Annotated in this window: 26 protein-coding genes and 1 other annotated feature; of the genes, 24 read left to right on the forward strand and 2 right to left on the reverse strand. The window is 37.9% G+C overall.

Annotated elements, in window-relative coordinates; genetic code table 11:
- Window positions 1-229: 229 nt before the first annotated feature.
- The 13 genes from uvsE (at window position 230) to LMF32_RS13595 (ending at window position 10738) form a co-directional block, all read left to right on the forward strand.
- On the forward strand, window positions 230-1492 hold the full coding sequence (uvsE, locus tag LMF32_RS06835; protein ID WP_230524295.1) for a UV DNA damage repair endonuclease UvsE: 1263 nt from the start codon (window positions 230-232) through the stop codon (window positions 1490-1492).
- Window positions 1493-1828: 336 nt separating this feature from the next.
- Window positions 1829-2098, forward strand: a binding site (T-box leader).
- 61 nt (window positions 2099-2159) lie between these two features.
- The gene (locus LMF32_RS06840; RefSeq protein WP_230524296.1) at window positions 2160-3260 is read left to right on the forward strand and encodes an iron-containing alcohol dehydrogenase family protein; all 1101 of its coding nucleotides are present in this window, start codon (window positions 2160-2162) and stop codon (window positions 3258-3260) included.
- Between the two features lie 20 nt (window positions 3261-3280).
- A complete protein-coding gene (locus LMF32_RS06845) occupies window positions 3281-4480 on the forward strand; it encodes an aminotransferase class I/II-fold pyridoxal phosphate-dependent enzyme (RefSeq protein ID WP_230524297.1) in 1200 nt (399 codons plus the stop codon).
- Window positions 4481-4829: 349 nt separating this feature from the next.
- The gene (locus LMF32_RS06850) at window positions 4830-5300 is read left to right on the forward strand and encodes a hypothetical protein (RefSeq protein ID WP_230524298.1); all 471 of its coding nucleotides are present in this window, start codon (window positions 4830-4832) and stop codon (window positions 5298-5300) included.
- Between the two features lie 381 nt (window positions 5301-5681).
- Window positions 5682-5855 (forward strand): hypothetical protein, encoded by a 174-nt coding sequence (locus LMF32_RS06855; RefSeq protein ID WP_230524299.1) that lies wholly within the window; start codon window positions 5682-5684, stop codon window positions 5853-5855.
- Between the two features lie 239 nt (window positions 5856-6094).
- A complete protein-coding gene (tpiA, locus tag LMF32_RS06860; protein WP_230524300.1) occupies window positions 6095-6877 on the forward strand; it encodes a triose-phosphate isomerase in 783 nt (260 codons plus the stop codon).
- A gap of 13 nt (window positions 6878-6890) precedes the next feature.
- Window positions 6891-7277, forward strand: a complete 387-nt coding sequence (gene dhaM, locus LMF32_RS06865) for a dihydroxyacetone kinase phosphoryl donor subunit DhaM (protein ID WP_230524301.1) — start codon at window positions 6891-6893, stop codon at window positions 7275-7277.
- Window positions 7278-7318: 41 nt separating this feature from the next.
- Window positions 7319-8314: a dihydroxyacetone kinase subunit DhaK gene (locus LMF32_RS06870; RefSeq protein WP_230524302.1), complete on the forward strand. Its 996-nt coding sequence runs from the start codon at window positions 7319-7321 to the stop codon at window positions 8312-8314.
- A 108-nt stretch (window positions 8315-8422) separates the two neighbouring features.
- Window positions 8423-9076, forward strand: a complete 654-nt coding sequence (dhaL, locus tag LMF32_RS06875) for a dihydroxyacetone kinase subunit DhaL (protein ID WP_230524303.1) — start codon at window positions 8423-8425, stop codon at window positions 9074-9076.
- A 24-nt stretch (window positions 9077-9100) separates the two neighbouring features.
- Window positions 9101-9511 carry a hypothetical protein gene (locus LMF32_RS06880; protein WP_230524304.1) on the forward strand — a complete coding sequence of 137 codons (411 nt, stop codon included), beginning with the start codon at window positions 9101-9103 and terminating at the stop codon, window positions 9509-9511.
- 13 nt (window positions 9512-9524) lie between these two features.
- Entirely contained in the window at window positions 9525-9866 is a 342-nt protein-coding gene (locus tag LMF32_RS06885; RefSeq protein ID WP_230524305.1) for a hypothetical protein, read from the forward strand.
- A gap of 474 nt (window positions 9867-10340) precedes the next feature.
- Complete coding sequence (locus tag LMF32_RS06890) at window positions 10341-10523, forward strand: hypothetical protein (protein WP_230524306.1); 183 nt, start codon at window positions 10341-10343, stop codon at window positions 10521-10523.
- Window positions 10524-10609: 86 nt separating this feature from the next.
- Window positions 10610-10738 (forward strand): hypothetical protein, encoded by a 129-nt coding sequence (locus LMF32_RS13595; protein WP_278046275.1) that lies wholly within the window; start codon window positions 10610-10612, stop codon window positions 10736-10738.
- 122 nt (window positions 10739-10860) lie between these two features.
- On the opposite strand, the gene LMF32_RS06895 is transcribed toward LMF32_RS13595, so the two are convergent.
- Complete coding sequence (locus LMF32_RS06895; RefSeq protein WP_230524307.1) at window positions 10861-11667, reverse strand: DeoR/GlpR family DNA-binding transcription regulator; 807 nt, start codon at window positions 11665-11667, stop codon at window positions 10861-10863.
- Window positions 11668-12075: 408 nt separating this feature from the next.
- Between LMF32_RS06895 and rpiB the strand changes: the two genes are divergently transcribed.
- The 9 genes from rpiB (at window position 12076) to LMF32_RS06940 (ending at window position 20462) form a co-directional block, all read left to right on the forward strand.
- A complete protein-coding gene (gene rpiB / locus LMF32_RS06900) occupies window positions 12076-12555 on the forward strand; it encodes a ribose 5-phosphate isomerase B (protein WP_230524308.1) in 480 nt (159 codons plus the stop codon).
- 54 nt (window positions 12556-12609) lie between these two features.
- Window positions 12610-13263: a fructose-6-phosphate aldolase gene (gene fsa / locus LMF32_RS06905; RefSeq protein WP_230524309.1), complete on the forward strand. Its 654-nt coding sequence runs from the start codon at window positions 12610-12612 to the stop codon at window positions 13261-13263.
- Window positions 13264-13629: 366 nt separating this feature from the next.
- A complete protein-coding gene (locus LMF32_RS06910; RefSeq protein ID WP_230524310.1) occupies window positions 13630-13809 on the forward strand; it encodes a hypothetical protein in 180 nt (59 codons plus the stop codon).
- 377 nt (window positions 13810-14186) lie between these two features.
- Window positions 14187-16253 (forward strand): BglG family transcription antiterminator, encoded by a 2067-nt coding sequence (locus LMF32_RS06915; RefSeq protein WP_230524311.1) that lies wholly within the window; start codon window positions 14187-14189, stop codon window positions 16251-16253.
- On the forward strand, window positions 16246-16536 hold the full coding sequence (locus LMF32_RS06920) for a PTS sugar transporter subunit IIB (protein ID WP_230524312.1): 291 nt from the start codon (window positions 16246-16248) through the stop codon (window positions 16534-16536). The genes LMF32_RS06915 and LMF32_RS06920 overlap by 8 nt, the downstream gene beginning before the upstream one ends.
- Window positions 16537-16555: 19 nt before the next feature.
- Complete coding sequence (locus LMF32_RS06925; protein WP_230524313.1) at window positions 16556-17920, forward strand: PTS ascorbate transporter subunit IIC; 1365 nt, start codon at window positions 16556-16558, stop codon at window positions 17918-17920.
- A 24-nt stretch (window positions 17921-17944) separates the two neighbouring features.
- Window positions 17945-18778: a transketolase gene (locus LMF32_RS06930; RefSeq protein ID WP_230524314.1), complete on the forward strand. Its 834-nt coding sequence runs from the start codon at window positions 17945-17947 to the stop codon at window positions 18776-18778.
- Window positions 18775-19734, forward strand: coding sequence for a transketolase C-terminal domain-containing protein (locus LMF32_RS06935; protein WP_230524315.1), 960 nt, complete (start codon window positions 18775-18777; stop codon window positions 19732-19734). Before LMF32_RS06930 ends, LMF32_RS06935 begins: the two co-directional genes overlap by 4 nt.
- A gap of 77 nt (window positions 19735-19811) precedes the next feature.
- Entirely contained in the window at window positions 19812-20462 is a 651-nt protein-coding gene (locus LMF32_RS06940) for a transaldolase family protein (RefSeq protein WP_230524316.1), read from the forward strand.
- 291 nt (window positions 20463-20753) lie between these two features.
- On the opposite strand, the gene LMF32_RS06945 is transcribed toward LMF32_RS06940, so the two are convergent.
- The gene (locus tag LMF32_RS06945) at window positions 20754-21644 is read right to left on the reverse strand and encodes a LysR family transcriptional regulator (RefSeq protein WP_230524317.1); all 891 of its coding nucleotides are present in this window, start codon (window positions 21642-21644) and stop codon (window positions 20754-20756) included.
- A gap of 177 nt (window positions 21645-21821) precedes the next feature.
- Between LMF32_RS06945 and LMF32_RS06950 the strand changes: the two genes are divergently transcribed.
- Entirely contained in the window at window positions 21822-22214 is a 393-nt protein-coding gene (locus LMF32_RS06950; protein ID WP_230524318.1) for a CidA/LrgA family protein, read from the forward strand.
- A complete protein-coding gene (locus tag LMF32_RS06955) occupies window positions 22207-22914 on the forward strand; it encodes an LrgB family protein (RefSeq protein ID WP_230524319.1) in 708 nt (235 codons plus the stop codon). Before LMF32_RS06950 ends, LMF32_RS06955 begins: the two co-directional genes overlap by 8 nt.

Consider the following 22914-nt stretch of genomic DNA (forward strand, 5'->3'; position numbering starts at 1 on the left):
CAAATATGCAGACTGAGATGTTCTATTAATCAAGTGGTGACTCAAAAGGGGTTCATTTGATCAATAGAAGCTGTCTATTAGTCAAGTGAGCTCTTCCTAAACCGTCACTTGACTAATAGGCCCGCACGCAACGCCAAATTGCGGTCCACTTTTCTGTATTCCTCATGAAAAATGTGGCAAAATGAGAGAGACTATGGAAAAGTAACGAAATATGTAATTAAAAGGATGGATGGCAGTGAGTATTGGGTATGCTTGTCTGGTCGTGGGAGTTCCGGACACGAACATGAGCAGCGTGATTAAAAAAAACGCGACAGAAGAAAAATTGATGGAAGTAACCAAGCACAATTTAGCGGCATTTGAAAAAATGGTCGATTACAATATCAAAGAAGGTATTATGCTGTACCGAATCAGTTCAGACTTGATTCCGTTTGGTTCAAGTCCGGTGAACAGCTTGCCGTGGTGGGAGTTGTTTAAAGAGGATTTTGAGCGTATCGGCAAAAAAATCATCAACAGCGGGATGCGGGTGTCTTTTCATCCAGGTCAATACACGGTATTGAATTCGCCGGATGAAGGGGTGGTGGAACGTGCGATCGAGGATCTGCGTTACCACAATTTGATCATGGAATGCCTTGGGGTGGATTACAGCCACAAAATGGTCTTGCATGTTGGTGGAGTTTATGGTGATAAAGAGACTGCTATGGAGCGGTTTGTGCAGAATTTTGCTCGGTTGGATGAACCGATTCAAAAACGCTTGATCATCGAAAACGATGACCGGTTGTATACGGTGGAAGATGTATTGAAAATTTCTCAGCAGACTGGAAGTCCGGTTGTCTATGATAATCTGCACCATGCGATCAATCCGCCGGAAGAAGCTCGAGACGACTATTACTGGATCCATGAAACGTCGAAAACGTGGAAGCCGGAAGATGGTCGCCAAAAAATGCACTACTCGCAGCAAGATCCTGGAAAACGTGATGGAGCACATACGAAGACGATTTACTTAGACACGTTTATGGAGTTTTACCGCAAATTAGAAGACCCGACGATCGATATTATGCTGGAAGTGAAAGATAAAAATATATCTACTGTGAAATGCATTAACGCGACGCAGCCTGAAAGAGGAATCGGTGCGCTTGAAAAAGAATGGGCGCGTTACAAATATTCGATTTTGGAACGTTCGCAGCCGATATACCAGCAAATAAGAAGTCTCTTGAAAGACAAAGAGGGTTACCCGGTAGAGAAATTCTACCAGTTGATCGAAGAAGCTTTGGAAGAAGAAATCGATAAAGGTGATGCCATCAATGCTGCCCAACATGTGTGGGGTTACTTTAGAGACCAAGCAGAATTGAAAGACGTGACAGCTTTTAAACGTAATTTGAAAAAATTCGAAGAAGACACGGCGACACTCGCTACTCTGAAACGACAATTGAAAAGATTCACCGATAAATACGACCAAACGTATTTGAAACATTCTTTGTATTTTGATTTATAGATTGTATGGGAATACAATAATGGTTTAATTGGCCATGAGTCAGCATGAAATGCAGCTCATGGACGAAATGAATAAATGAAACGGCCATGAGCATCTACAAAAGATGCGTCATGGCTGTTTGATTTGAAGCGGTTGTCAGTAGAAAGTAATGGGAAGAAATCATTTTGTCTTCATAAAAATATACCAAATAGTCAATCATTTATACAAAACGATTTCTATTGAAAAGCTGCCAGTAGCCGTTAGTTTTCTCCTTGAAAGCAATCTAAAATATTTCATTGACAAAAGAATCGCGGATTGTTATATTAGATTAAATTAATTTTTATGAGAAAAAGATGAATAAACACTGAGAAAAGAAGAGTACATTTTAAGGGAAGCTTATAGAGAGCCTGGGTTGGTGGAAAAGGGCAGTGGAACTGAAGTGGAAGATGGTCTTGGAGTGGAACGGTCGAGGGTTGAAGGACTTTAGACGGTTACGGTCACACCCGTTAACGTGTCACAGTATCAGTAGGCTATTTGTAGTCTGAACGCACTGGATGAGGCAATCGCTGTAAAGCTGTTGCGAATCAAGGTGGTATCACGAGAGAAATGAACTTTCCCGTCCTTGCACAATTGTTAATTGTGCAGGGCGTTTTTTTTATCCAAATTTAAGAAATGGAGTGACGAATAGATGGCATTAGTTGTACGAACTGGACCGCAAGAGTATGAGTGCAGAGAAGGCGTGTTAAAGACTTTAACAGAAAGATTGAAAGCAAGAACTATTCATCGGGTCATCTTGGTTCATGGAACGGTTTCTTGGCAAAAAGCCCTCCCTTACTTAACGCCGCTATTAGAAAGCGGTATTGAAGTGAAACAGATTGATTTTGCAGGGGAATGTACATATGAAGAAGTAGAACGCCTTTCCAGTATCGCTGAACAGTTCGAGGCGGATGTGATCATTGGTGTTGGTGGCGGGAAAATCATGGATGCAGTGAAATATGCTGCCGCAAAAATTGCTGGGACGGAAGCAATATTAGTTCCGACATTGGCCAGTAATTGTGCTCCTTGGACTCCGTTGAGTGTGATGTATTCAGCGGATGGGGTTTGTCTTGGATTTGATATGCATACGAAGCAAGTAGGTCTACTGGTAGTTGAACCGGCATTGCTGCTGGATTCACCGGTGAATTATTTTATTGCGGGGATAGCGGATACGTTAGCCAAATGGTACGAATCAGACAAGATATTGTCTCAGCCTGAGCATCAAGAAAATGCGTTTTTATTGATGGCAAGGTTAGCTGCTCTTAATTGCAAAGTGAACATTTCTCAATACGGAAGACAAGCTGTAAAAGCTATTGAAAGCCAAACCCTAACCACTGCATTCGTCCAAGTTTGTGAAACGATTATCTCTATCAGTGGATTGGTCGGCGGTTTTGGAGACTCTTACGCTCGGACAACCATCGCCCACGCTGTTCATGACAAGATTACCGTTTTTCCTGAGACACATTCGTTTTTACACGGTGAAAAAGTAGCTTATGGTATTTTAGTTCAATTGGCTGTTGAAGAAAAGTGGACCGAAATAGATGAGTTGATAGCATTTTATGACGAATTACATTTGCCGAAATCACTGATGGATCTTGGATTGAACTACTTGACCATAGAGCAAATAGCCGCTTTTTCAACTGAAGTAGCTGCAGATAAAAACTTGCTGGAATCCGCATATGTAGTATCCAACCAAGCGATTCAAGAAGCGATTTCAGCACTAGAAACATATGTCAGACACACCATTAAATAGAACGAACTGGAGGAAATATTATGGTCCACTTTGAACCATCTGAAACATTAAAAAGACTGCCTAGACAATATTTTACGTACTTAGCTGAAAAGAAATCACGGTTAGCAAATGAAGAATGGGATATGATCGATCTTGGGATAGGGAACCCAGATTTGCCGACACCTCAATTTATTGTAGAAGAATTGAAAGAAGCTGCCGACGATAGTCTGAACGATCAATATGGACCGGACAGAGGGTATGATTATTTGAGGGAAGCTGTAGTAAATTATTATTGGCGTGAATATGGAGTTGAATTGAATCCGCAAACGGAAGTAGCGATCCTCCACGGGTCAAAAGCAGGTATCGTTGAGATCAGTCAATGCTTGTTGAATGCTGGCGATACAGTGTTGCTGCCGAATCCATGTTATCCGGATTATTTTTCTGGAATTGCCTTAGCCGATGCAGTGATTGAGCCATTACCGTTATTGGCGGAAAATCATTTCTTACCAAAGTACGATTTGCTCAGTAAAGAAGTATTGGATCAAGCAAAGTTGATGTTTCTAAACTATCCTAATAATCCTACATCAGCTGTAGCGACGCCAGATTTCTTTAGAGATACTGTAGAATTTGCGCAAAAGAACCACATTTGTGTGGCGCATGATTTTGCTTATGGAACGATTGGTTTTGATGGGGAAAAACCGTTGAGCTTTTTACAAACACCAGGCGCTAAAGAAGTGGGCGTAGAATTCTTTACATTGTCTAAATCCCACAACATGGCAGGCTGGAGAATGGGATTTGCAGTTGGAAATGCGTCGGTGATCGGAGCAATCAATTTGCTTCAAGACCATACAGAATGCGGATTCTATGGCGGGATTCAAAGAGCGGCAGCGAAAGCATTGAACGGGGATCAAGCCTCGGTCAGAGAGTTGACTGCGATTTATGAAAGACGCCGCGATTTGTTCCTAGCCGAAATGGCAGGGACAGGGTTGGAAATGTGCAAGCCAAAAGGATCATTTTATATTTGGATGAAAGTTCCTGCTGGTTTTACATCAGAAAGTTTTTGGGACTATTTAGCTCATGAAGCACATGTTTTTGTAGCGCCGGGAGATGGATTTGGCGAATTGGGAGAAGGATATGTCCGAATCGGATTATCCCAACCTGATGAACGTCTTGTAGAAGCAGCCAGAAGAATTTCAAAATTAGCACCATTTGAAGCTGAATTTACGAAGGCTTTAAAATAGAATATATAAAAAGGAAAATAGAGTAGCAATTACCAAAGTACAGAAATTTACTATAAAAATTATTGCTCATGCAAACCTTTAAATTTAAAGAATTGAAGAGTATTAGACATAGAAATGAAGAATTTATAAGAAGTAAAGGATTTTTATAAGGAAGAATCAAAAAGAAACGAATCTTTAAAAATAGTAAATATTCTTAAAAATCATTATTACATGAAACGCATATTTTCATTTGATAATAAATAATAAAAAAAAACAAAAAACAATGGACAATAAAAATGAATAGCGATATACTGTATTTAGAAGCTAGCCCATAAAAAGTGGGTAGTGAGAATCAAAAAGGAGTGATATAATGGATTTCTTGCAGCTAAATATTAAACATTTGCTATCGGCAACTAGTAGTATCATTCGACGCGAAGTAGATTGCATGATAGATGATTTATTATTCGCGAAAACAATCTCAGTGTTATATGATTCTTCCTCATTTACACTACAAGACTTCATTCCCCACCAATCATACAATCAAGAGAATACAGGGAGTAGCAGACGCAAAAATGTGTTACTTTGTGTTTCAAAAGATGGTCAAGATGTTGAAATGATTGAAGCAGCCAGACAATACAGAGAAGATGGCGATCAAGTGTTGACTATAACAGCTAATCGAAAGTCTGACTTGGCGGATCTAAGTGACAGAGTGGTTGGTTTTGATTTAAAACTAGATAATATAGATGGAAATTACAATAGTTTATTATATGAGCAAGTTATTTATATCCTTTTTACTACGATTAAACAAAGTATAGAAAAACGAAATCCTGTTATGCATTAATGTTTTTATTGGAAATCAGAAACTATATAAATCGACTTGGATAGAGAATTACTGCTCTTTTTCGCGATCGTTATGTAAGCGTTTTTAAAAATATGATGTCGACTGACTGTGCTTAAAGAAATAAGGCTAACCTTCTTTTTCTCTATTGTTGCTAATGAGACTTTATCCTTACCAGTTTATCATGATAACTCCTGAGGATTCTATGGGTGGAGTTGCATTTTGAGTGTATCATGAATGATTATCCTAGTTGTAAACTTGCGAACGACGACGAAAAAATACTGAGGAGAAAGAGAATTGGATTTTATTCATGATTACTGGCAAAAAACCATCGATATCAATTTGATGGGTAGTTTTAAAATGGCTTAAAAATTTAGGAAAGTCATGACAAAGGCTGGTAAAGGCGGGAAAAAAATCAATATGGATTCTCAAGTAGCCATGATTGCTTTAGATAATTATGTGGCTTCTTCTAAATCTGGTATTGTCGGAATGGTAATAGTTTTAGCGATGGAATGGCAGAATTCGACATTACTGCAAATGCAATTTCCCCAACAGTGATCATAACAGAACTGGGCAATAATGCTTGTGCAGAAAAAAGGAGAAAAAGCAAAACGAGAGATTTCTTTAGGTTGTTTTGGCTATCCTGAAGAAGTTGCGGTTATTGCTCTTTTCATAGTTAGTAACGCAGCTAGCCTGATTACGAGCGAGAATATTGTCATTGGTAGTGCAAACATCATTAAGTAGGTACTCGTTAATAGAAAAAAACATGCATTGCAAAAATCGCTGGAGGAATTGACATGAAAAAACGGAAGCCTATCGTCGGAATGAGTTTGAAAATTTATCAAAATACAATACAAGAGGCAACAGATTTTGCGGAACGTATTCGTTCTTTTATGGACGATGAGCAGGATGTAGATTTATTTTTATTTCCTAGCTTAGGAACTCTTTTTCCTGTAGCGCAAAAGTTAGCAGGCAGTTCCATTGCGGTTGGAGCTCAAAACATCGCACCTGAAGCAAACGGTGCTTATACAGGAGAATTTTCTATCGAATCTCTGATAGATATGGGGGGGACTTATGTAGAAATCGGTCATTCAGAAAGAAGATATATCTTCCAAGAATCAAATGAGCTGATTCAACAGAAAGTTGCACTTACCTTGAAAGAAGGTTTAGTACCAGTCTTATGCATAGGAGAACCTAAAAAGAATTCTCCATACTCAGAAATCGAGCAATTTTTAGAGCAGCAAATTGCACGTGATTTGAAAGCTATCCCTCTAAAAAAGCTGGAAGAAGTCGTTTTAGCTTACGAACCTGTCTGGGCCATCGGAGCCGCTGAAGCTGCAACAACTAAACATGTAGAACAAACATTTGAAATAATTAGAGATATTTTGAGTCGTCTCTTTGGAGAAGAAGTAGCTAAAAAAATACGTATAATTTATGGTGGATCAGTCAGTAAGAAGAATGTGGTTGAAATGGCAAAAATCGATACTTTAGATGGAGTGTTTATTGGTCGATTTGGTCACAATCCTGAAAACTACCGAGCCATCGTAGAAACAATAAAAAAAGAAAAGAACTATCAATAAGGAGGGGAAATGTATGATTGGCATTATTTTAGTTTCGCATAGCGATAAGATTACTGAAGGTTTGAAAGAAATGATTGATGAAATGGTAGGAGAGTCACCTTATGTGAATGTGCTTTCTGCTGGCGGAACTGGTGATGGAAGGCTAGGAACAAATAGCCTAATGATTCTTGAGGCGATTCAACAGTTGGAAGAAGCCTCTGATATTTTGATTTTCGGCGATATTGGAAGCGCTATTCTGTGTGCGGAGACAGCCATGGATTTGATAGATGACGCTGCTTTGCAATCTAAAACATTTCTTATAGAAGCTCCATTAATAGAAGGGGCTTTTACAGCCGCTGTACAAGCTTCTGCAAGTTGTACCAAAGAGCAGATTCTACAAGAAATGGCGAATATTTCCTAAGGTTATAAAAATATAAAAAAGATTAATAGGAGGAAATTAAAATGAGAAGATTGATTAACGATGGATATGATGCAGTAGAAGAAATGTTGGAAGGATACACAAAGGCTCATCCTGAGTACGTTCATTTAGACCCAAATGACGGTCGAGTAATCGTCAGTAATATGCTGAGTGAAGAACCTCGCGTTAGAATTATTTTAGGCGGAGGAACGGGTCACGAACCTTTATTCTTAGGTTACGTTGGAAAAGATTTTGGCGATGCCGCTGTTGCTGGTAACGTGAATACCTCTCCTTCTCCTGAACCTTGTTACAATGCAGTCAAAGCAGTAGATAGCGGCAAAGGCTGCTTATACTTATATGGAAACTATGCTGGAGATGTCATGAACTTTGACATGGGAGCTGAAATGGCTGCTGAAGATGGAATTCGAGTAGAGACAGTAACTGTAAAAGATGATATTTACTCATCTAAGAATTTTGAAGATAGACGTGGAGTTGCTGGAGACATTATCGTCTTTAAAGTAGCAGCAGCAGCGGCAGCAAAAGGTCTAGATTTAGATGCTGTAAAAGAAGCAGCTGAAAAAGCCAACCGCAATACTTATTCAATGGGCGTTGCCTTATCTTCAGCAACTCTTCCTGTTACCGGAACAGAAATTTTCCATATGGAAGAAGGAGAAATGGAAATCGGGATGGGGATTCACGGTGAGCCCGGAATTGAGCGGACTAAATTGAAACCAGCTGATGAAGTGGTGGATGAATTGCTAGGACACATTTTAGATGAAGCACAGTTTGAAGAAGGAGCAGAGGTGCAGATACTTGTAAATGGCCTAGGTGGATTGCCGCTGATGGACCAATACATTTGTTACCGCAGAGTGGATGAAGTATTAAATGAAAAAGGGTTGAAAATTCACCGTTCAATGGTAGGAAACTATGCGACTTCAATGGATATGATTGGTATGTCTGTTACGGTTGTAAAATTAGATGACGAATTAAAAGAATTACTAGATGCACCATGTGACACACCGTATTGGAAAATCAAGTAACTCAGTTAACAAGATGCATTAAAAGTGAATAAAAGGAATAGGTAGGAAATGCTGAATGACCTATTCCTGTTTCACTAATTCAGATAATAAAGAAAGGAAAATGGACTTATGACACTAACATTAGACAGAGATTTTTTTAAAAAGAGTATTGTAAATATGGCTGATTTAATTGAGAAAGAACGTGACCATCTGACTAAATTAGATTCAGATATTGGAGACGGCGACCATGGAATAAACATGACGATAGGTTTCAGAGAAGTAACCAAAAAACTTGATGAATTTGATGAAAATGCTGAAGACATCAATTCATTTTTGAAGAAAGTCGGTATGTCTTTATTAGGAAAAGTAGGAGGAGCTTCTGGACCATTATATGGAAGCTTATTTATGAAGATGGGAGCTGATGTAACAGGGAAAAAAGAAGTTACATTTAACGAATTCATAGGAATGCTCGAAAACGGGGTTGTAGCTGTTGAAACAAGAGGGAAAGCAGTTGTTGGGGAAAAAACGATGGTAGATGCTTTACGTCCAGGAATTGATTTTTTGAAAGCGCAATCAATCGATGGGAATGAATTGGAAGTATATGGTCAGTTTATTGATGTGATGAAAGAAGGTTCAGACAAGACTATTCCTTTAGTAGCTAAAAAAGGGAGAGCTTTGCGTCTAGGTGAAAGAGCAATAGGGCATAGAGATCCTGGATCAGAATCTTCATGGATGTTGATGAATGCTTTTTATGAAGAAATGCAAAAACAGCTAACAGCATAAAATAAAGATTAGGAGGTATTTATAATGAAATTTCTGCGCAGTACGTTAGGATTTATGATAGCTGGGATGATTGTTATGAGTGTTTGGGACGGATTTGTCGGTTCTTACGGTATAGTAGGAGGCTATTTTGCAGCATTTATTATTATTGGTCCAATGTGGTTCTTGAATCACTATGTTGGTTTGATTGACAATCCAGACGAGTTTGCATTTGTTGACATGGCGGTAGGTATCGGAATTACTGGAATATTCAGAGACATCTTCCTTAAAGGAGCGAGTGAATTTATTGATACTATTCCAACATTGCTCTTAGTTATGTTAGGAGCCACCATAGCTGGTTTAGTAGCTGCTGCTATTGAAAAAGATATGGAGAAAAAAGCAGCAACCAAATTTGGACCAGCTGATGAAGAACCTGGACCTGGTTATAAAGACAGATAGGAGGGAATAAACAATGACAATAGGACAAGCAATAGCAACTGTATTTGGTGGATTTCTTTTTCCTTTTATGATTCGAATGGTGTGGGGAAAAATGGTAGATGAATGGGGAGCAATTGGTGGTTGGATGTGTGCGGCTTTTATAGTTGGTACCGTATGGACCATTAATCACGGTGTTCAAAACCCTATGATTACACAAAGCGGAGGAGTATGGATTGATATGGCAGTTGCTGCAGGTACTGGTGTGTATGTTGCTTCTGTTGCTCGTGGCGGAAAAGTAGGTGGTTCCGTAATCAACTTAGGAGCAGCGTTAGTAGGCGGTGTTCTGGGCGGATTAATTCTATCTTTTTTCTTGTAATTTAAATAAGTACTTATGAGATTATTAAATGCGTATAAAAGTCTTTTTTGTAGTGGATTTACTTCCTATAGAAAGGTCCTTTATAACAAGTAAATTAAGAGTTATCCAATGTAAAAGCAGGATTTAGTGAGCGGGAGCCAAAGTTTTGGCTTGAGGGAATGAAAGGAGTCTTAAAAATTGTGCGTGCCATTCCGGATGCGAATGATTCTATTTAGGTAATCAGTTTTTCAGGTCAAATGCATAGCTTGGTTTTATTAGATAAAAAAGACCGGGTTTTACGAAATGGCATTCTTTGGAACGATATCCAGAAAAAATGTTATGGGTTAAAGAAAATGAACCAGATGTTTAAAAGCGAGTAAAATCAATTTCTATTACCGAAAGATTACTTAGGCTTATGTTTAAAGGGTACAAAGCAGATGGAGTACTCGGATACACCGGATAATGCCGCTTCAGCGATAGGGACCGATATTCTAGATGTCGAGACAGCTATGGCAAGTAAGAGGTAGTTTCATAGGGAATGACAGTAGATACACTAGAACAGAGTTTGCTAAAGCAGTTGTGGAAGGCGAAGACGTCAGCTTCTCTTTGATAGACTCCCAAGTTTTAATGGACAAACATGCTAATAAGCAGTTTGAACAAATCGTTTCTGTAGACTGAGGGGCCAAAAATAAAGACTGGTTGCGAATTCAAGCAGACATATTTGCGCTGAGATCTTAACTTTAAAAACCGAGCAAGCCCCAGCAATGGGAGCAATAATGATTGCAGCTGTGGTAGCGAGATGTTTTTCAAGTCTGAAAAGCTGTGTTGAAAGCTTAGTGAATTACCAAAGTAAGATCTTGCCAGATCCAGAAACGGTTAAGAAATATGATTAAGTTTATACTTTGTATCGGAAGATTTATCATGCTACTAAAGAACTAACGTATCAATTGCAAAGACTAGATTATTGAGTTAACAGCAAAAAAGTTCTTCCAAATGCGGAAGAACTTTTTTGCTGTTAACTTTTTTGCTTATTTTTTGAGGAAACGGATGTTTGAACAACATTTAAGCCGTATTTAGCGTATTGTTCAATTGTTTGGCGATCAAGTCGATGATCTGTAATCAGTACACTTATTTGGTCTGCTGACGCAAAAGACGCTACAGAGGACTGTTCGAATTTGCTGTGATCTAAAAGACCGTATACAGTGTGGACTTTTTCGACGACTTTTTTCTTCAGCTCTACTTCGTAAAGGCTGAAATCTGTCATGCCGTTTTGCAAATCAAACGCCTGTGCGGATAGGAATGCGCAATCAATATTGAGATTGTTTAAGATACCTGCTCCCATCAATCCTTCAGTCGCGTTGGAATTACCTTTAACCGTCCCTCCGATAAGAATTGTTGTGACATTTGAATTATCTTTCAATAACTGAGCCGAATGGAGACCGTTAGTTAAAATAGTCAACCGCATCTCAGAGTGACTCAATAATTTAGCTAACTCGAAGCTAGAAGAACTCGCATCAAGAAAGATAGACATTCTGTCTTCTATATAAGTTAAAGCTTTCTTTGCAATCGCTACTTTTTCAATTTGGTTGTGCTGTGTCCGGTAACCGAAATCTTCTTTTAACTGTTTATTTGTAGAATCTGCCTCTTTGACTACTGCTCCTCCGTGAGTTCGAATGAGCAAATTTTGTTTGTTTAGGTCGTTTAAGTCGGATCGGATAGTCGCTGGGGAATACCCCAGTTCATCACTTAGTTCTTTAACAGAAAGAGATTCGTGCTCTTCTAAAAGTTTAAGAATTTTTTCGTGTCTCTCCATAATAAACATATTCTAACCTCTTTTCTGGCTTGTTTATATAACGTTTTTCTTTTCTCATCATAAGATGAATATAGTTTATATTATACGCGAAAAAGAGCGAATATACAATTGTTGTATTGTTATTTTCTTTCTTTTTTTTTCGTTTAGGTTCAATTCAAAACAAGAAGAGAGTCAAGAGCAATAGAATAGAGCTAATTAATATAGGAATAAAGATTTAGTAAAAGAATCTACAATTGAATTTTTAAATTTTAGGTAAAAAAAGAGGGAATCCTGTTAGAAAGACCGCTTCTTACTTAAAGAAATGCATGTTAATGATTGAAAAGAAAGTGTTCGATAAAAAAATGATAAATATTGACAAAAAAAGAAAGAAGATGTATTATAATAACAAACAAATAGAAAACAAAAAGGAGAATGATTATGATTATTGGAATTGGCGCGGACCATAATGCTTTTCAAGCAAAAGAAGTAGTAAAAAAACACATTGAATCCCTAGGGCATGAGGTGAAAGACTACGGATGCTATTCTGAAGATGATGTAGATTATCCAGGCATTGCTTTTAAAGTAGGAGAAGCCATCAATAATGGTGAAGCTGAACGCGGAATTCTCATTTGCGGAACAGGTATTGGTATGGCGATTGCGGCTAATAAAATCCCAGGCATTCGTGCAGCTCAAGTCCATGATCCTTACTCTGCAGAAAGAGCAGAACTGAGTAACAATGCTCAAATCATTACTTTCGGTGCTAAAATCATTGGCATAGATATTATGAAGATGTTGGTTGAAGAATATTTGAAACACATTTTCCAAGGCGGAAACTCTAGTCGTAAAGTCCAACAGATTATGGAAAAAGAAAAAGAGCATACAGTTATCCCAGGTGGAGAAGGAGCAAGTTGTTCTTAAAAAGCGTGAAAGAATTCTCAGAACAAATGATCAAAATCAGGGAGGAAAAAGATAATGAAATTTTTTCTAGATACTGCGAATATTGAAGAGATCAAGCGAGTAAATGAATTAGGGCTACTGGATGGTGTGACGACAAACCCTACTTTAATTGCTAAAGAAGGTCGTCCTTTTGAAGAAGTGATCAAAGAGATTTGTCGAACAGTCGATGGTCCGGTTAGTGCAGAAGTGATAGGTTTGAAAGCTGAAGATATGATTGAGGAAGCACATGTGCTACATTCATGGGCAGAGAATGTGGTAGTGAAAATTCCAATGACCGAAGAAGGGTTGAAAGCGGTTGCTTCATTGTCTAAAGAAGGCATTAAGACCAATGTAACTCTCGTGTTCTCAGTCGCTCAAGGATTAATGGCGGCTAAAGCAGGCGCGACGTATATAAGCCCTTTTATAGGTCGTCTGGATGACATCGCTGTTGATGGAGTTAAATTAGTAGCTAATTTAAGAAATTTATTGGATCTGTACCGTTACCCTACAGAGATTATTGCAGCCAGCATTCGAGGAATCACCCACTTAGAATCAGCTGCAGCTGTTGGAGCACATATTGCTACAGTGCCGGGTTCGATATTCCCTAAATTATGGGCGCATCCATTGACGGATAAAGGTATTGAAGGATTCCTATCTGATTGGAAACAATATGAAGCCAATTTAAATTAGTAAATCAATAAACAAAATTGAGAGTAAAGAAGAGCATATCTATCAAATGTACTAATTATTACATTACATTTTGATATGGAGGTGCTCTTTTTACATACCCATTGAATAACTATCGATGTGTCGTACAATAAGACTGTATTTCTGCCTATTGCATTTCTATACGTATAGGTGGTTAATGTGATAAAAGCAGTTGGACTAGATTGAATTTCAAAGTTTAATCTGTGAATAAAGAAGTGATCTAAAGTCGAAAATAGATGGGGTGTTACTAACCTATAAACAATTAGGTTTTGATATGAAAGAAGACCCAGCGTTATTTTCCATAGCCTTTATCTTTATTACAGAGATCGGATAGACGTCAGACTTGGGATGGAACAATTAATCGAATACTTTAGCTCTATTGGCATGGCATTTTTTATATTGATAAACGGCACAAAAAAGACTCAATTAGGTAAGTTGTATACACTTGGATTGGACAAAAAAATTTCTTCTGATTATTTTTTTATTTCAGAGCAGTTGGGAACAGCAAAACCAGATAAAAAATATTGATGTAGAGTATGAAGTGTGAATGAAGGGGTCTGATATTTTATGCATTGGGGAGCATTTAGAAAATGATATTCTCAGTCCTCAGCCAAACAACTGGAATACACTTTACTACAACATGAATAAAGAAAAAGAATCAAAAAATATATTTCTTCAATTTTCTTCTGATGTTCAACCATACAACTATGTCAAAAATAGATGTAGTCCACTACCTTAACTTTATGTAGAAAATGAAAGTCTGTCAGCTCCAAAAAGTTTAAACACAAAAATAAGAATAAAAGTTGAGCCCAATGAGCCAACAAACAACCTTGTGTACTTTGGGCCCAATAAAGGTTGAATAGTAAGCGCTAACAAAATATACTTTAGTTAGGAGGAAAACATATATGTTTAACAATCAACTATTTGCTTTGCTAGGTCAAATAGTAGATATGCCACAAATGACTTTTTATGAGCTAGCCATGGTCATTGGAAAAACAAAAGAAGAAACAGAAAAAGAGATGCATGAACTCAACGAAGCAATTGAAAAAGCTGGTTTTCCCATTATGACATTAGAAAAAGAGGGATATAGTGTTCCTGAAAAGCTGCTGAAAAAAAAGGAGGAGCTTGCTCACTTCTTTCGAAAAGTTCAAGTTTATCTAGACGAGGAAGAAAGGCGGTATATCTTATATCTTTATACTTTTATACGGCAAACATCTGTTTCGAACTTTCACTTTCAAGAGTTGCTGCACGTTAGCAAGAACACTGCACTTACAGATGTCAAGAAGTTAAGGGTAGACCTAGAAAAATTTAACCTAGAATTCAAGTATAGTCGTTTAGGTGGTTATTATATTGCTGGAGAAGAAGGAGATAAAAGAAAAGCTGCATTGCACTGCATCAATCTTCTGTTGCAAGAACCAATTGGTGAATGGGCTTTATCGTATATATTTTCCAGCTGGAATCTACAAATAGATTTGGAAAGACTGACGCGCATAATAAAAGAGTTAGCTCTGATTTATGGAGTGTCGTTTGTGGATAGCCGATTAAGTGAAATGAGTTGTTTAATTGAGTTTATACGTGTGAGGCAACATTTTTCACCGTGTGGTTATAAAAGAGAAGAAGAGATGAAACAAATCGAGGAGTCAAACGTGTATCTGATGTGTTTGGAAGCTGTAGAAAAATTCTTATCCGCTGACAGAATCAATTCGGAGGCGTTATACCTTAGTACTTTATTATTAGGGCTTGTAGAAGGAAATATTCACACCAGAATAGATGAACGTTTAATGAAAGTGACTCACCAAGTGATCCAAAGAATGGAAGCGCTAGCTTTAGTTGTTTTTGATGGAAGAGACAAGTTGATTGAAACTCTGTATACCCATTTAGTCCCGGCATATTATCGAATAATATTTGATATGCAAGAGCGTAATACCATAGCTGAGCAAATTAAGCGTGAGAATGAAGAATTGTTTGTAATTGTTGAGAATGCTTTGCAGCCTCTATCAGATTTAACCCGAACTCACATTTCGGATGATGAAGTTGCTTACTTCGTGATTCATTTTGGTGGTCAGATACAAAAACAATTGAATAGAAAAGAGCAACATAAAGCGATGATTGTTTGTCCAAGCGGAGTCAGCTCATCCTTGATTCTAAAATCTGAATTAGAACAATTATTTCCTGAATTTTACTGGTTACAAAAACATTCTAAGGATGATTTTGACGGTGTGTCTGAAATTGATTACGACTTAGTGTTTTCCACTGTTTTTATTCACACGGACAAACCGCTCTATATCGTAAAACCGGTCATGAACCATCAGACAAAAAGCAATTTGATCCATAGGGTATCGAAAGACTTTCTATTAGAGAGAAATGCAACAGTAGATGTAGATGAACTTTTAAAAATTATCCATAAATATGCAGACGTGAAAAATGAGAAGAAATTGGTAGAAGCATTATCTAAAAAAACTTTACACGCATACGATGAAGAAAGGAAGGATTTACCTATGTTAGAAGAATTGTTAACAGAAGAATACATTCAAATTTATGATAATCAAGAGAATGAACTCTCTTGGAAAGAAAGTATTCAATTAAGCTGTAAACCATTGATTGAAAATGGAATTATAGAAGAAAGATATATTCAAGCTATTTTTGATAAACTGGCTGAGTTTGGAGTATTCATTGATTTAGGTCAAGGAGTAGCTATACCACATGCTAGACCGGATGAGGGAGTATTGGAGTTAGGGATAAGTCTATTGAAGTTATCTAAACCAGTCAGTTTGTTAGGAGATGAGGCGCATAAGATTGATTTATTTATTACCTTAGCCGCAATCGATAATGAAACGCATTTAAAAGCACTATCTCAATTAACACAAATATTAAGTGATTCAGAAAAATTAGAACGATTGAAATCAGCATCAGCAAAAGCAGAAATATTTGAAATAATAAAAAATAAAGAGGAGGATGTTAAATATGCTTAGAATTGGGACAGCTTGTGGAAGTGGATTAGGATCGAGTTTTATGTTGGAAATGAATATCGAAAAGGTGTTAAAAGATTTAGGGGTCGATATGTCAAAAGTAGACGTTAACCACTATGATATGGGATCTGCCACAAAAGATGCAGCAGATGTTTGGTTTGTAGGGAAAGATTTGGAAGATGCAGCGAGAGATTTAGGGGATGTGCGTATCCTAAACAGCATTATTGATATGCATGAGCTAAAAGAAAGAGTGGCTCAAGTAGCACAAGAAAATAATCTTATCTAATTCATAGGGGGAGTTTTTGATGAATAATATATTACAACTTATTATTGATATTGCCAGTACTCCAGCTTTGCTTGTGGCACTTATTGCGGTATTAGGTTTGATATTGCAAAAGAAACCTGTATCGGACATCGTAAAAGGCGGAGTGAAAACATTTGTCGGGTTCATTGTCTTAACGACGGGTGCCGGAGCTGTTGAAAATTCTCTTGTACCATTTGGGGAAATGTTTCAAGAAGCATTTAGTATGACAGGAGTCGTTCCAAATAATGAAGCGATTGTTGCTGTAGCATTAAATCAATTTGGAACAACAACTGCTTTGATCATGTTGCTGGGGATGGTGTTCAATATACTGATAGCCCGTATCACTCGCTTTAAATACATCTTTTTAACAGGTCACCATACCTTATACATGGCATGTATGGTTGCTGTTATTTTATCAGTTGTTGGATTTACGACAGTACCTCTTGTTCTATTAGGTGGACTGGCCTTAGGCATTATCATGACGGTTTCACCGGCTTTGGTACAACCGTTTATGAGAGAACTAACGGGAAGAGACGAAGTGGCATTGGGGCATTTTAGCGCAGTCACTTATGCTTTGAGTGGATTGGTGGGTAAATGGTTTGGAAACAAGGAACGTTCTACAGAAGACATCAAATTTCCCAAAGGACTTGGGTTCCTACGTGACTCTACGGTAAGTATTGCGTTAACAATGGGGATTATTTATGTTACTGTAGCTATTTTTGCTGGAGGAGAATATATCACAACAAACATTAGTAATGGAACAAACCACATTATGTATGCTATCCAGCAAGCGGGTACTTTTGCCGCTGGAGTGTTTGTAATTCTTGCAGGTGTTCGCTTGATTTTAGCAGAGATTGTCCCTGCATTTAGAGGGATTTCTGAAAAAATGGTTCCGAATGCAAAACCGGCTTTAGACTGTCCGGTTATCTTCCCTTATGCACCAAATGCAGTATTAATAGGATTCTTTGCAAGTTTTGTCGGTGGATTAGTCAGCATGTTTTTGATGGTAATACTTGGATCAGTTGTCATTTTACCGGGGGTCGTGCCTCACTTCTTCGTAGGAGCTACTGCCGGAGTTATTGGAAACGCTTCAGGTGGATTTAGAGGAGCGGTTCTAGGTTCATTTGTCAACGGGATTGTGATCAGTTTCTTACCAGCATTCTTATTACCGGTATTAGGAGATCTTGGTTTTGCCGGATCCACTTTCTCTGATGGAGATTTTGCAGTCAGCGGTTTGATACTAGGATTAGTTGGACAATATGGTGGACAAGTAGCTGTTGTTTTAGGAATTATCCTTGCTCTAGGAGCTATGATTGGTTTAACAATAATGTTTAAGAACAAAAACCAAAATAAAGAAGCTGTTTAATAAATAAAATCAGGAGGTTCATAAATGGATAACTTGCAACTGTTTTCCAAAAAGATTCGTTATTATACATTGAAAGAATTGTATTGTATGGGATTTGGACACTATGGCGGTAGTCTTTCAATTGTTGAGACATTAGCCGTACTTTATGGTGACAAGATGAATGTATCTGCAGCAACAAAAAATGACCCAAATAGAGATTACTTTGTCTTATCCAAGGGACATGCTGGGCCTAGTTTGTATGCCACACTATTTTTGAAAGGTTATTTCGAAGAAGATTGGTTGTATACGTTAAATAAAAATGGTACTAATTTGCCATCACATCCAGACCGTAATAAGATTCCTGGGGTTGACATGACTACTGGATCCTTAGGACAAGGAATCTCTGCAGCTACCGGAATTGCACTAGGGAATCGATTCGCAGAACGAGACAATTATACTTATTGCATTGTTGGAGATGGCGAACTTAATGAAGGACAATGTTGGGAAGCTATCCAAATGGCTGCTCACCATCAGTTAAACAAATTAATCGTATTCGTAGATGACAATAAGATGCAACTGGATGGTCCTACATCAGATATTAGTCGAACATTTGATTTTGTAGAAAAGTTCAAAGCTTTTGGATTTGAGTCTGAAAGAGTGGACGGAGCTTCGATTGAAGAGATTTCAGCAGCGGTGGAACGGGCGAAAAAATCCACTGAAAAACCAGTTGCTATTGTCTTAGATACGATCAAAGGACAAGGTATTCCGTTTATCGAGCAGATGGACAATAACCATCATTTGCGCCCAGATGAAGAGACAAAAGAAGCTGTCCGTCTAGCTATTGAAGAATTAGAAAAAGAAATAGAGGTGGCATTATGACGTACACTCCTACAAAAGAATCTATCGAAATGAGAGCTGTTTACGCAAATACTTTAGTTGAATTGGCCAACAAAGAAGGAAAACTAGTTGCTTTGGAAGCAGATCTATCAAGTTCGATGAAAACAGATACTATCAAAGATGAACTTAAAGATCGTCTGGTCAATGTAGGCGTTATGGAAGCCGAAATGATAGGGGCGGCTGCAGGGTTATCTGTTGCTGGATTTAAACCATTTGTTCATACATTTGCCAACTTTGCTTCACGTAGAGTATACGACCAGGTGTTTGTTTCGCTTGCGTATGCGCAATTAAATGCTGTTATCATTGGGTCTGACGCTGGTGTAACTGCTGAAGCTAATGGTGGAACTCATATGCCGTTTGAAGACTTGACTCTAATGAGAACCATACCAGGCACTACGGTCTATGAAGCCAGTGATTCTTCAATGTTAAGAGCATTATTGTATAAGGCTTATGAAAGCGATGGGTTAACCTATATTCGGACAATTCGTAAAGCTGCAGACAAACTATATGAAACAGATGAAACATTTGATGAAGGGGTTAAGGTTGTTAAAGAAGGTAAAGATGCTTCAATCCTTGCATCAGGAATAATGGTATCGGAAGCCTTGATTGCGGCAGAAGCATTGGCAAAAGAAGGGATTGATGCAAAAGTCCTTGATGTCTATCGCCTTAAACCAATCAATCAAGAAGCGATTATCGCAGCTGCAGAAACGGGTGCAGTCGTAACGGTTGAAAACCACAACATCATAGGCGGATTAGGAAGTGCTGTAGCTGAAGTACTTTCAGAGAACAAACCGACTTTGCAAACTCGCTTAGGGGTAAATGAAAAGTTTGGGCAAGTAGGAACAACCGAATGGCTTAAAAAAGATTATGAGATGTCAGCAGAACAGATTGTAGAAAGAACGAAAGAATTAGTAGCTAAGAAATCTTATGCCCTCTAGTCATCACGGAAAAGCTTTATTCTTTAAATAGAGAATAAAGCTTTTTTATATACTTAATAGTAAAGGAGAATCATCAAATGTTTTTAGATACGGCAAATATTCAAGAAATACAAAAGTACAAAAATACAGGCCTAATTAAAGGAATTACGACCAATCCGACAATCCTAGCCAGAGAAAAAATGTCACGAGAAAAGCAAATTGATCCGCTCTTACACGAAGAATTACCGATGCTTTTTGTACAACTAGTAGGAGAGTCTTTTAGTGAATTAAGAGAAGATTTCGATAACCTGTTTGCTGGAGGAGACCTGAAAAGACAGATAGAAATAAAGATCCCCTTGAACTTTAGCGGGTTAGAAATGATTCGTTTCATCAAAGAAAGGCATCCGAATAAGAAAATCCTTGGGACTGCTATTTACTCTGCGGATCAAGCTATTATTGGAGCGCTAGCTAGTTGTGACTATCTCGCAATATATGTGAATCGAATGGAGAACAATAATTTAAATCCTTATGAAGCAATCGCACAAACAAGGAAGTTTATTGATGAAAGAAATTTGAATACACGCATTATGGGAGCGAGTTTTAAAAATACCAACCAAGTTATTAAGGCTTTTGATGCAGGAGCGCACACAGTAACCATTCCTGCTGATATTCTTGAACTAATGATTAATAAAGAGCTAGCTGTCTCAGCTATCCATAGATTTAATGAAGATGGAAAATTGAACCTTTAAAGGTAATACAAGAGTTTGGTAGTTTTTTTGATTTTATTTTTTAATTTGGAGAAATATTACTTTTCCTAAAATATAAAATTGGGAGACTTTAAATAAAAAGCAGTCAAAAAAGCAATGAAATAATCAGCTTCATGATTATTTCATTGCTTTTTTATTCAGAGTCAGTGATTTCCAGCCACTCTATTTTTTGATTATTTTCTTCTTAAACATGCTCAGTAAGTCAGTTTCAAGAAATATTTACTCTGGTAAATCGTAATTAAGCATCTTTTTTTATTCTCATTTTTTTTTAAGTTAGTGGTTATAAGCTTCCACCAATTCAATCATTTTTTGGTTAAACTTTTTTTGGAAATAAGTAGCATTGTTGAGATTGTTATTGACGATCAGACTGATGTAAAACTTCGGCGCATTTTCGATTGGTACTCTAACCAAACCGGGTCTGTCTTTTACTAGAATATCGCTCATGAAAGCCAGCATGTTAGTGGATGAAGCGATTGATAAAGCTGTTTGAATCTCTTTTGTATAAAGAGTTTGCGGCTGCTCGATGTGATTGCTTTTAGTCCATTCTTCAAAAATGCGTTCATGAGTGTACCCTTGGGTCAAAGAGACGAACAGTTCATTTTGGATATCAGCAGCAGTAACGACAGCTTTTTGCGCCAATGGGTTGTCAGGAGATACACAGAGCGCCATTTCTTCTTGCTTCAAAGGAATCTGCAAGATGTTGCTGTCTTCAAAACTGGCTACATCGCTTCCGATAATGGCGAGAGGAACCTGTCCTTTTTGGACCAAATCGTACATCACATCGGAACTTTCTTCTTCAATCAATTTCATGGAAGAAGAAAATTTTCCTAAGCGAGGCATGAATTGCGTCATGAAACGCCCGCCTATAGTTGGCAAGAAGCCAAAGTAAACGACTTCGTTTTTCAAATCATGGATCTCTTCAGCAATCGTATCAATCGTACTTAAAATTTGTGTAGAATGTTTGAGAAGTATTTCACCAGTCTCAGTTAAATGCAAGTTCTTGTGAACTCGTTTTCTATCAATCAGGACGGTATCCAACTCTTTTTCCAAGCGTTTAAGCGCCATCGAGATAGACGGCTGCGACACATAGAAATTCTGCGCAGTTGCGGTAAAACTAAGGGTTTTAGCTAAGTGATTAAAATACACTAAATCTTGTAAATTCATGGAAGGCTCCTTTGCTCACTTGTGAAAGATATAACATAAACAAAACGTATAACAAGTGAAGTTTATATAAATATTATTTATAGTACCATAAAAATACAGTATTTCATAACCGAAGAGTACCATGATATAGTTTATGTACTGAAGCGCTTACAAAATATTTATGGAAGGTGTGGTCTTTTGAAAATAATCAAACAACTATCATTGATTTTCTTATTCTCCCTTATTGGAGAAGTCCTATCTATTTTGATTGCTTCATTTATTGCAATCCCTGGGAGCGTTATCGGGCTGGTCTTATTATTCCTAGCGTTACAGCTGAATGTATTGAAAGTGGAACAAGTAGATGAAGTCGGCACATGGCTGACGAGCAATATGGGAATCTTTTTCGTTCCAGCAGGTGTAGGATTGATGACGAACTTTGGTGTCTTGGCGGATACTTGGTGGCAACTGTTGATCATTATGGTCGTGACAACGATACTGATGATGATATTTGTCGGAAAAGTAGTTCAAAGCGTCAAAGAATTAGTCATGAAAAATAATGTGGTAAAGGAAGGAGAGGGGTCGCGTGCTTGATAGTATATTAAACAGCCCAATGTTGTGGATCTCATTGACTGTCGGGTTGTATTTGCTGGCAGGAAGGTTGAAAGAAAAGTGGCCTAAAAACCCTTTATTCACGCCATTAGTATTTGCGATCATTATGATCATTATCCTGTTGCTTGCAACAGACATCTCCATAGATACTTATAACACAGGCGGACGATTCTTCAGCTTGTTCGTTACACCGGCTACGGTAGCTTTAGCGATCAAATTGAAAAAGAATATTGTGTATTTGAAAAAATACTATGCAGCTATTTTATCAGGAATCGTTTCAGGAGTTTTTTTCCATACGATCATGATTTACGCTTTTGCTTTACTGTTCCAATTTGACCACAATATGGGAGCGACGTTAATTCCTAAGTCGATTACTACAGCTATTGCGGTCGGGGTTTCAGATTCCTTAGGCGGCATTGTTTCTCTAACCGTTGCGGTCGTTGTATTTACCGGCGTTATCGGGGCAGTTGTTGGGCAGACCGTTTTCAAGATTTTCAAAATTGATGATCCGGTAGCTCAAGGGGTCGCTCTTGGAAGTTCATCTCATGCAATGGGAACAACAAAGGCTATTGAAATGGGCGAAGTACAAGGCGCCATGTCAGGATTATCGATCGTGGTTACAGGACTGATTGTGGTAGTTTTAGCACCATTGACTGTACCGATCACAAATTTACTATTTTAA

The sequence above is a fragment of the Desemzia sp. C1 genome, assembly GCF_020882875.1.
GTDB classification, from domain to species: Bacteria; Bacillota; Bacilli; order Lactobacillales; family Carnobacteriaceae; genus Desemzia; species Desemzia incerta.

Coding starts and splice junctions, on each gene's coding strand:
- uvsE (WP_230524295.1), top strand. CDS start 230: ATGGCAGTGAGTATTGGGTATGCTTGTCTGGTCGTGGGAGTTCCGGAC.
- LMF32_RS06840 (WP_230524296.1), top strand. CDS start 2,160: ATGGCATTAGTTGTACGAACTGGACCGCAAGAGTATGAGTGCAGAGAA.
- LMF32_RS06845 (WP_230524297.1), top strand. CDS start 3,281: ATGGTCCACTTTGAACCATCTGAAACATTAAAAAGACTGCCTAGACAA.
- LMF32_RS06850 (WP_230524298.1), top strand. CDS start 4,830: ATGGATTTCTTGCAGCTAAATATTAAACATTTGCTATCGGCAACTAGT.
- LMF32_RS06855 (WP_230524299.1), top strand. CDS start 5,682: ATGACAAAGGCTGGTAAAGGCGGGAAAAAAATCAATATGGATTCTCAA.
- tpiA (WP_230524300.1), top strand. CDS start 6,095: ATGAAAAAACGGAAGCCTATCGTCGGAATGAGTTTGAAAATTTATCAA.
- dhaM (WP_230524301.1), top strand. CDS start 6,891: ATGATTGGCATTATTTTAGTTTCGCATAGCGATAAGATTACTGAAGGT.
- LMF32_RS06870 (WP_230524302.1), top strand. CDS start 7,319: ATGAGAAGATTGATTAACGATGGATATGATGCAGTAGAAGAAATGTTG.
- dhaL (WP_230524303.1), top strand. CDS start 8,423: ATGACACTAACATTAGACAGAGATTTTTTTAAAAAGAGTATTGTAAAT.
- LMF32_RS06880 (WP_230524304.1), top strand. CDS start 9,101: ATGAAATTTCTGCGCAGTACGTTAGGATTTATGATAGCTGGGATGATT.
- LMF32_RS06885 (WP_230524305.1), top strand. CDS start 9,525: ATGACAATAGGACAAGCAATAGCAACTGTATTTGGTGGATTTCTTTTT.
- LMF32_RS06890 (WP_230524306.1), top strand. CDS start 10,341: ATGTCGAGACAGCTATGGCAAGTAAGAGGTAGTTTCATAGGGAATGAC.
- LMF32_RS13595 (WP_278046275.1), top strand. CDS start 10,610: ATGGGAGCAATAATGATTGCAGCTGTGGTAGCGAGATGTTTTTCAAGT.
- LMF32_RS06895 (WP_230524307.1), bottom strand. CDS start 11,667: ATGTTTATTATGGAGAGACACGAAAAAATTCTTAAACTTTTAGAAGAG.
- rpiB (WP_230524308.1), top strand. CDS start 12,076: ATGATTATTGGAATTGGCGCGGACCATAATGCTTTTCAAGCAAAAGAA.
- fsa (WP_230524309.1), top strand. CDS start 12,610: ATGAAATTTTTTCTAGATACTGCGAATATTGAAGAGATCAAGCGAGTA.
- LMF32_RS06910 (WP_230524310.1), top strand. CDS start 13,630: ATGGAACAATTAATCGAATACTTTAGCTCTATTGGCATGGCATTTTTT.
- LMF32_RS06915 (WP_230524311.1), top strand. CDS start 14,187: ATGTTTAACAATCAACTATTTGCTTTGCTAGGTCAAATAGTAGATATG.
- LMF32_RS06920 (WP_230524312.1), top strand. CDS start 16,246: ATGCTTAGAATTGGGACAGCTTGTGGAAGTGGATTAGGATCGAGTTTT.
- LMF32_RS06925 (WP_230524313.1), top strand. CDS start 16,556: ATGAATAATATATTACAACTTATTATTGATATTGCCAGTACTCCAGCT.
- LMF32_RS06930 (WP_230524314.1), top strand. CDS start 17,945: ATGGATAACTTGCAACTGTTTTCCAAAAAGATTCGTTATTATACATTG.
- LMF32_RS06935 (WP_230524315.1), top strand. CDS start 18,775: ATGACGTACACTCCTACAAAAGAATCTATCGAAATGAGAGCTGTTTAC.
- LMF32_RS06940 (WP_230524316.1), top strand. CDS start 19,812: ATGTTTTTAGATACGGCAAATATTCAAGAAATACAAAAGTACAAAAAT.
- LMF32_RS06945 (WP_230524317.1), bottom strand. CDS start 21,644: ATGAATTTACAAGATTTAGTGTATTTTAATCACTTAGCTAAAACCCTT.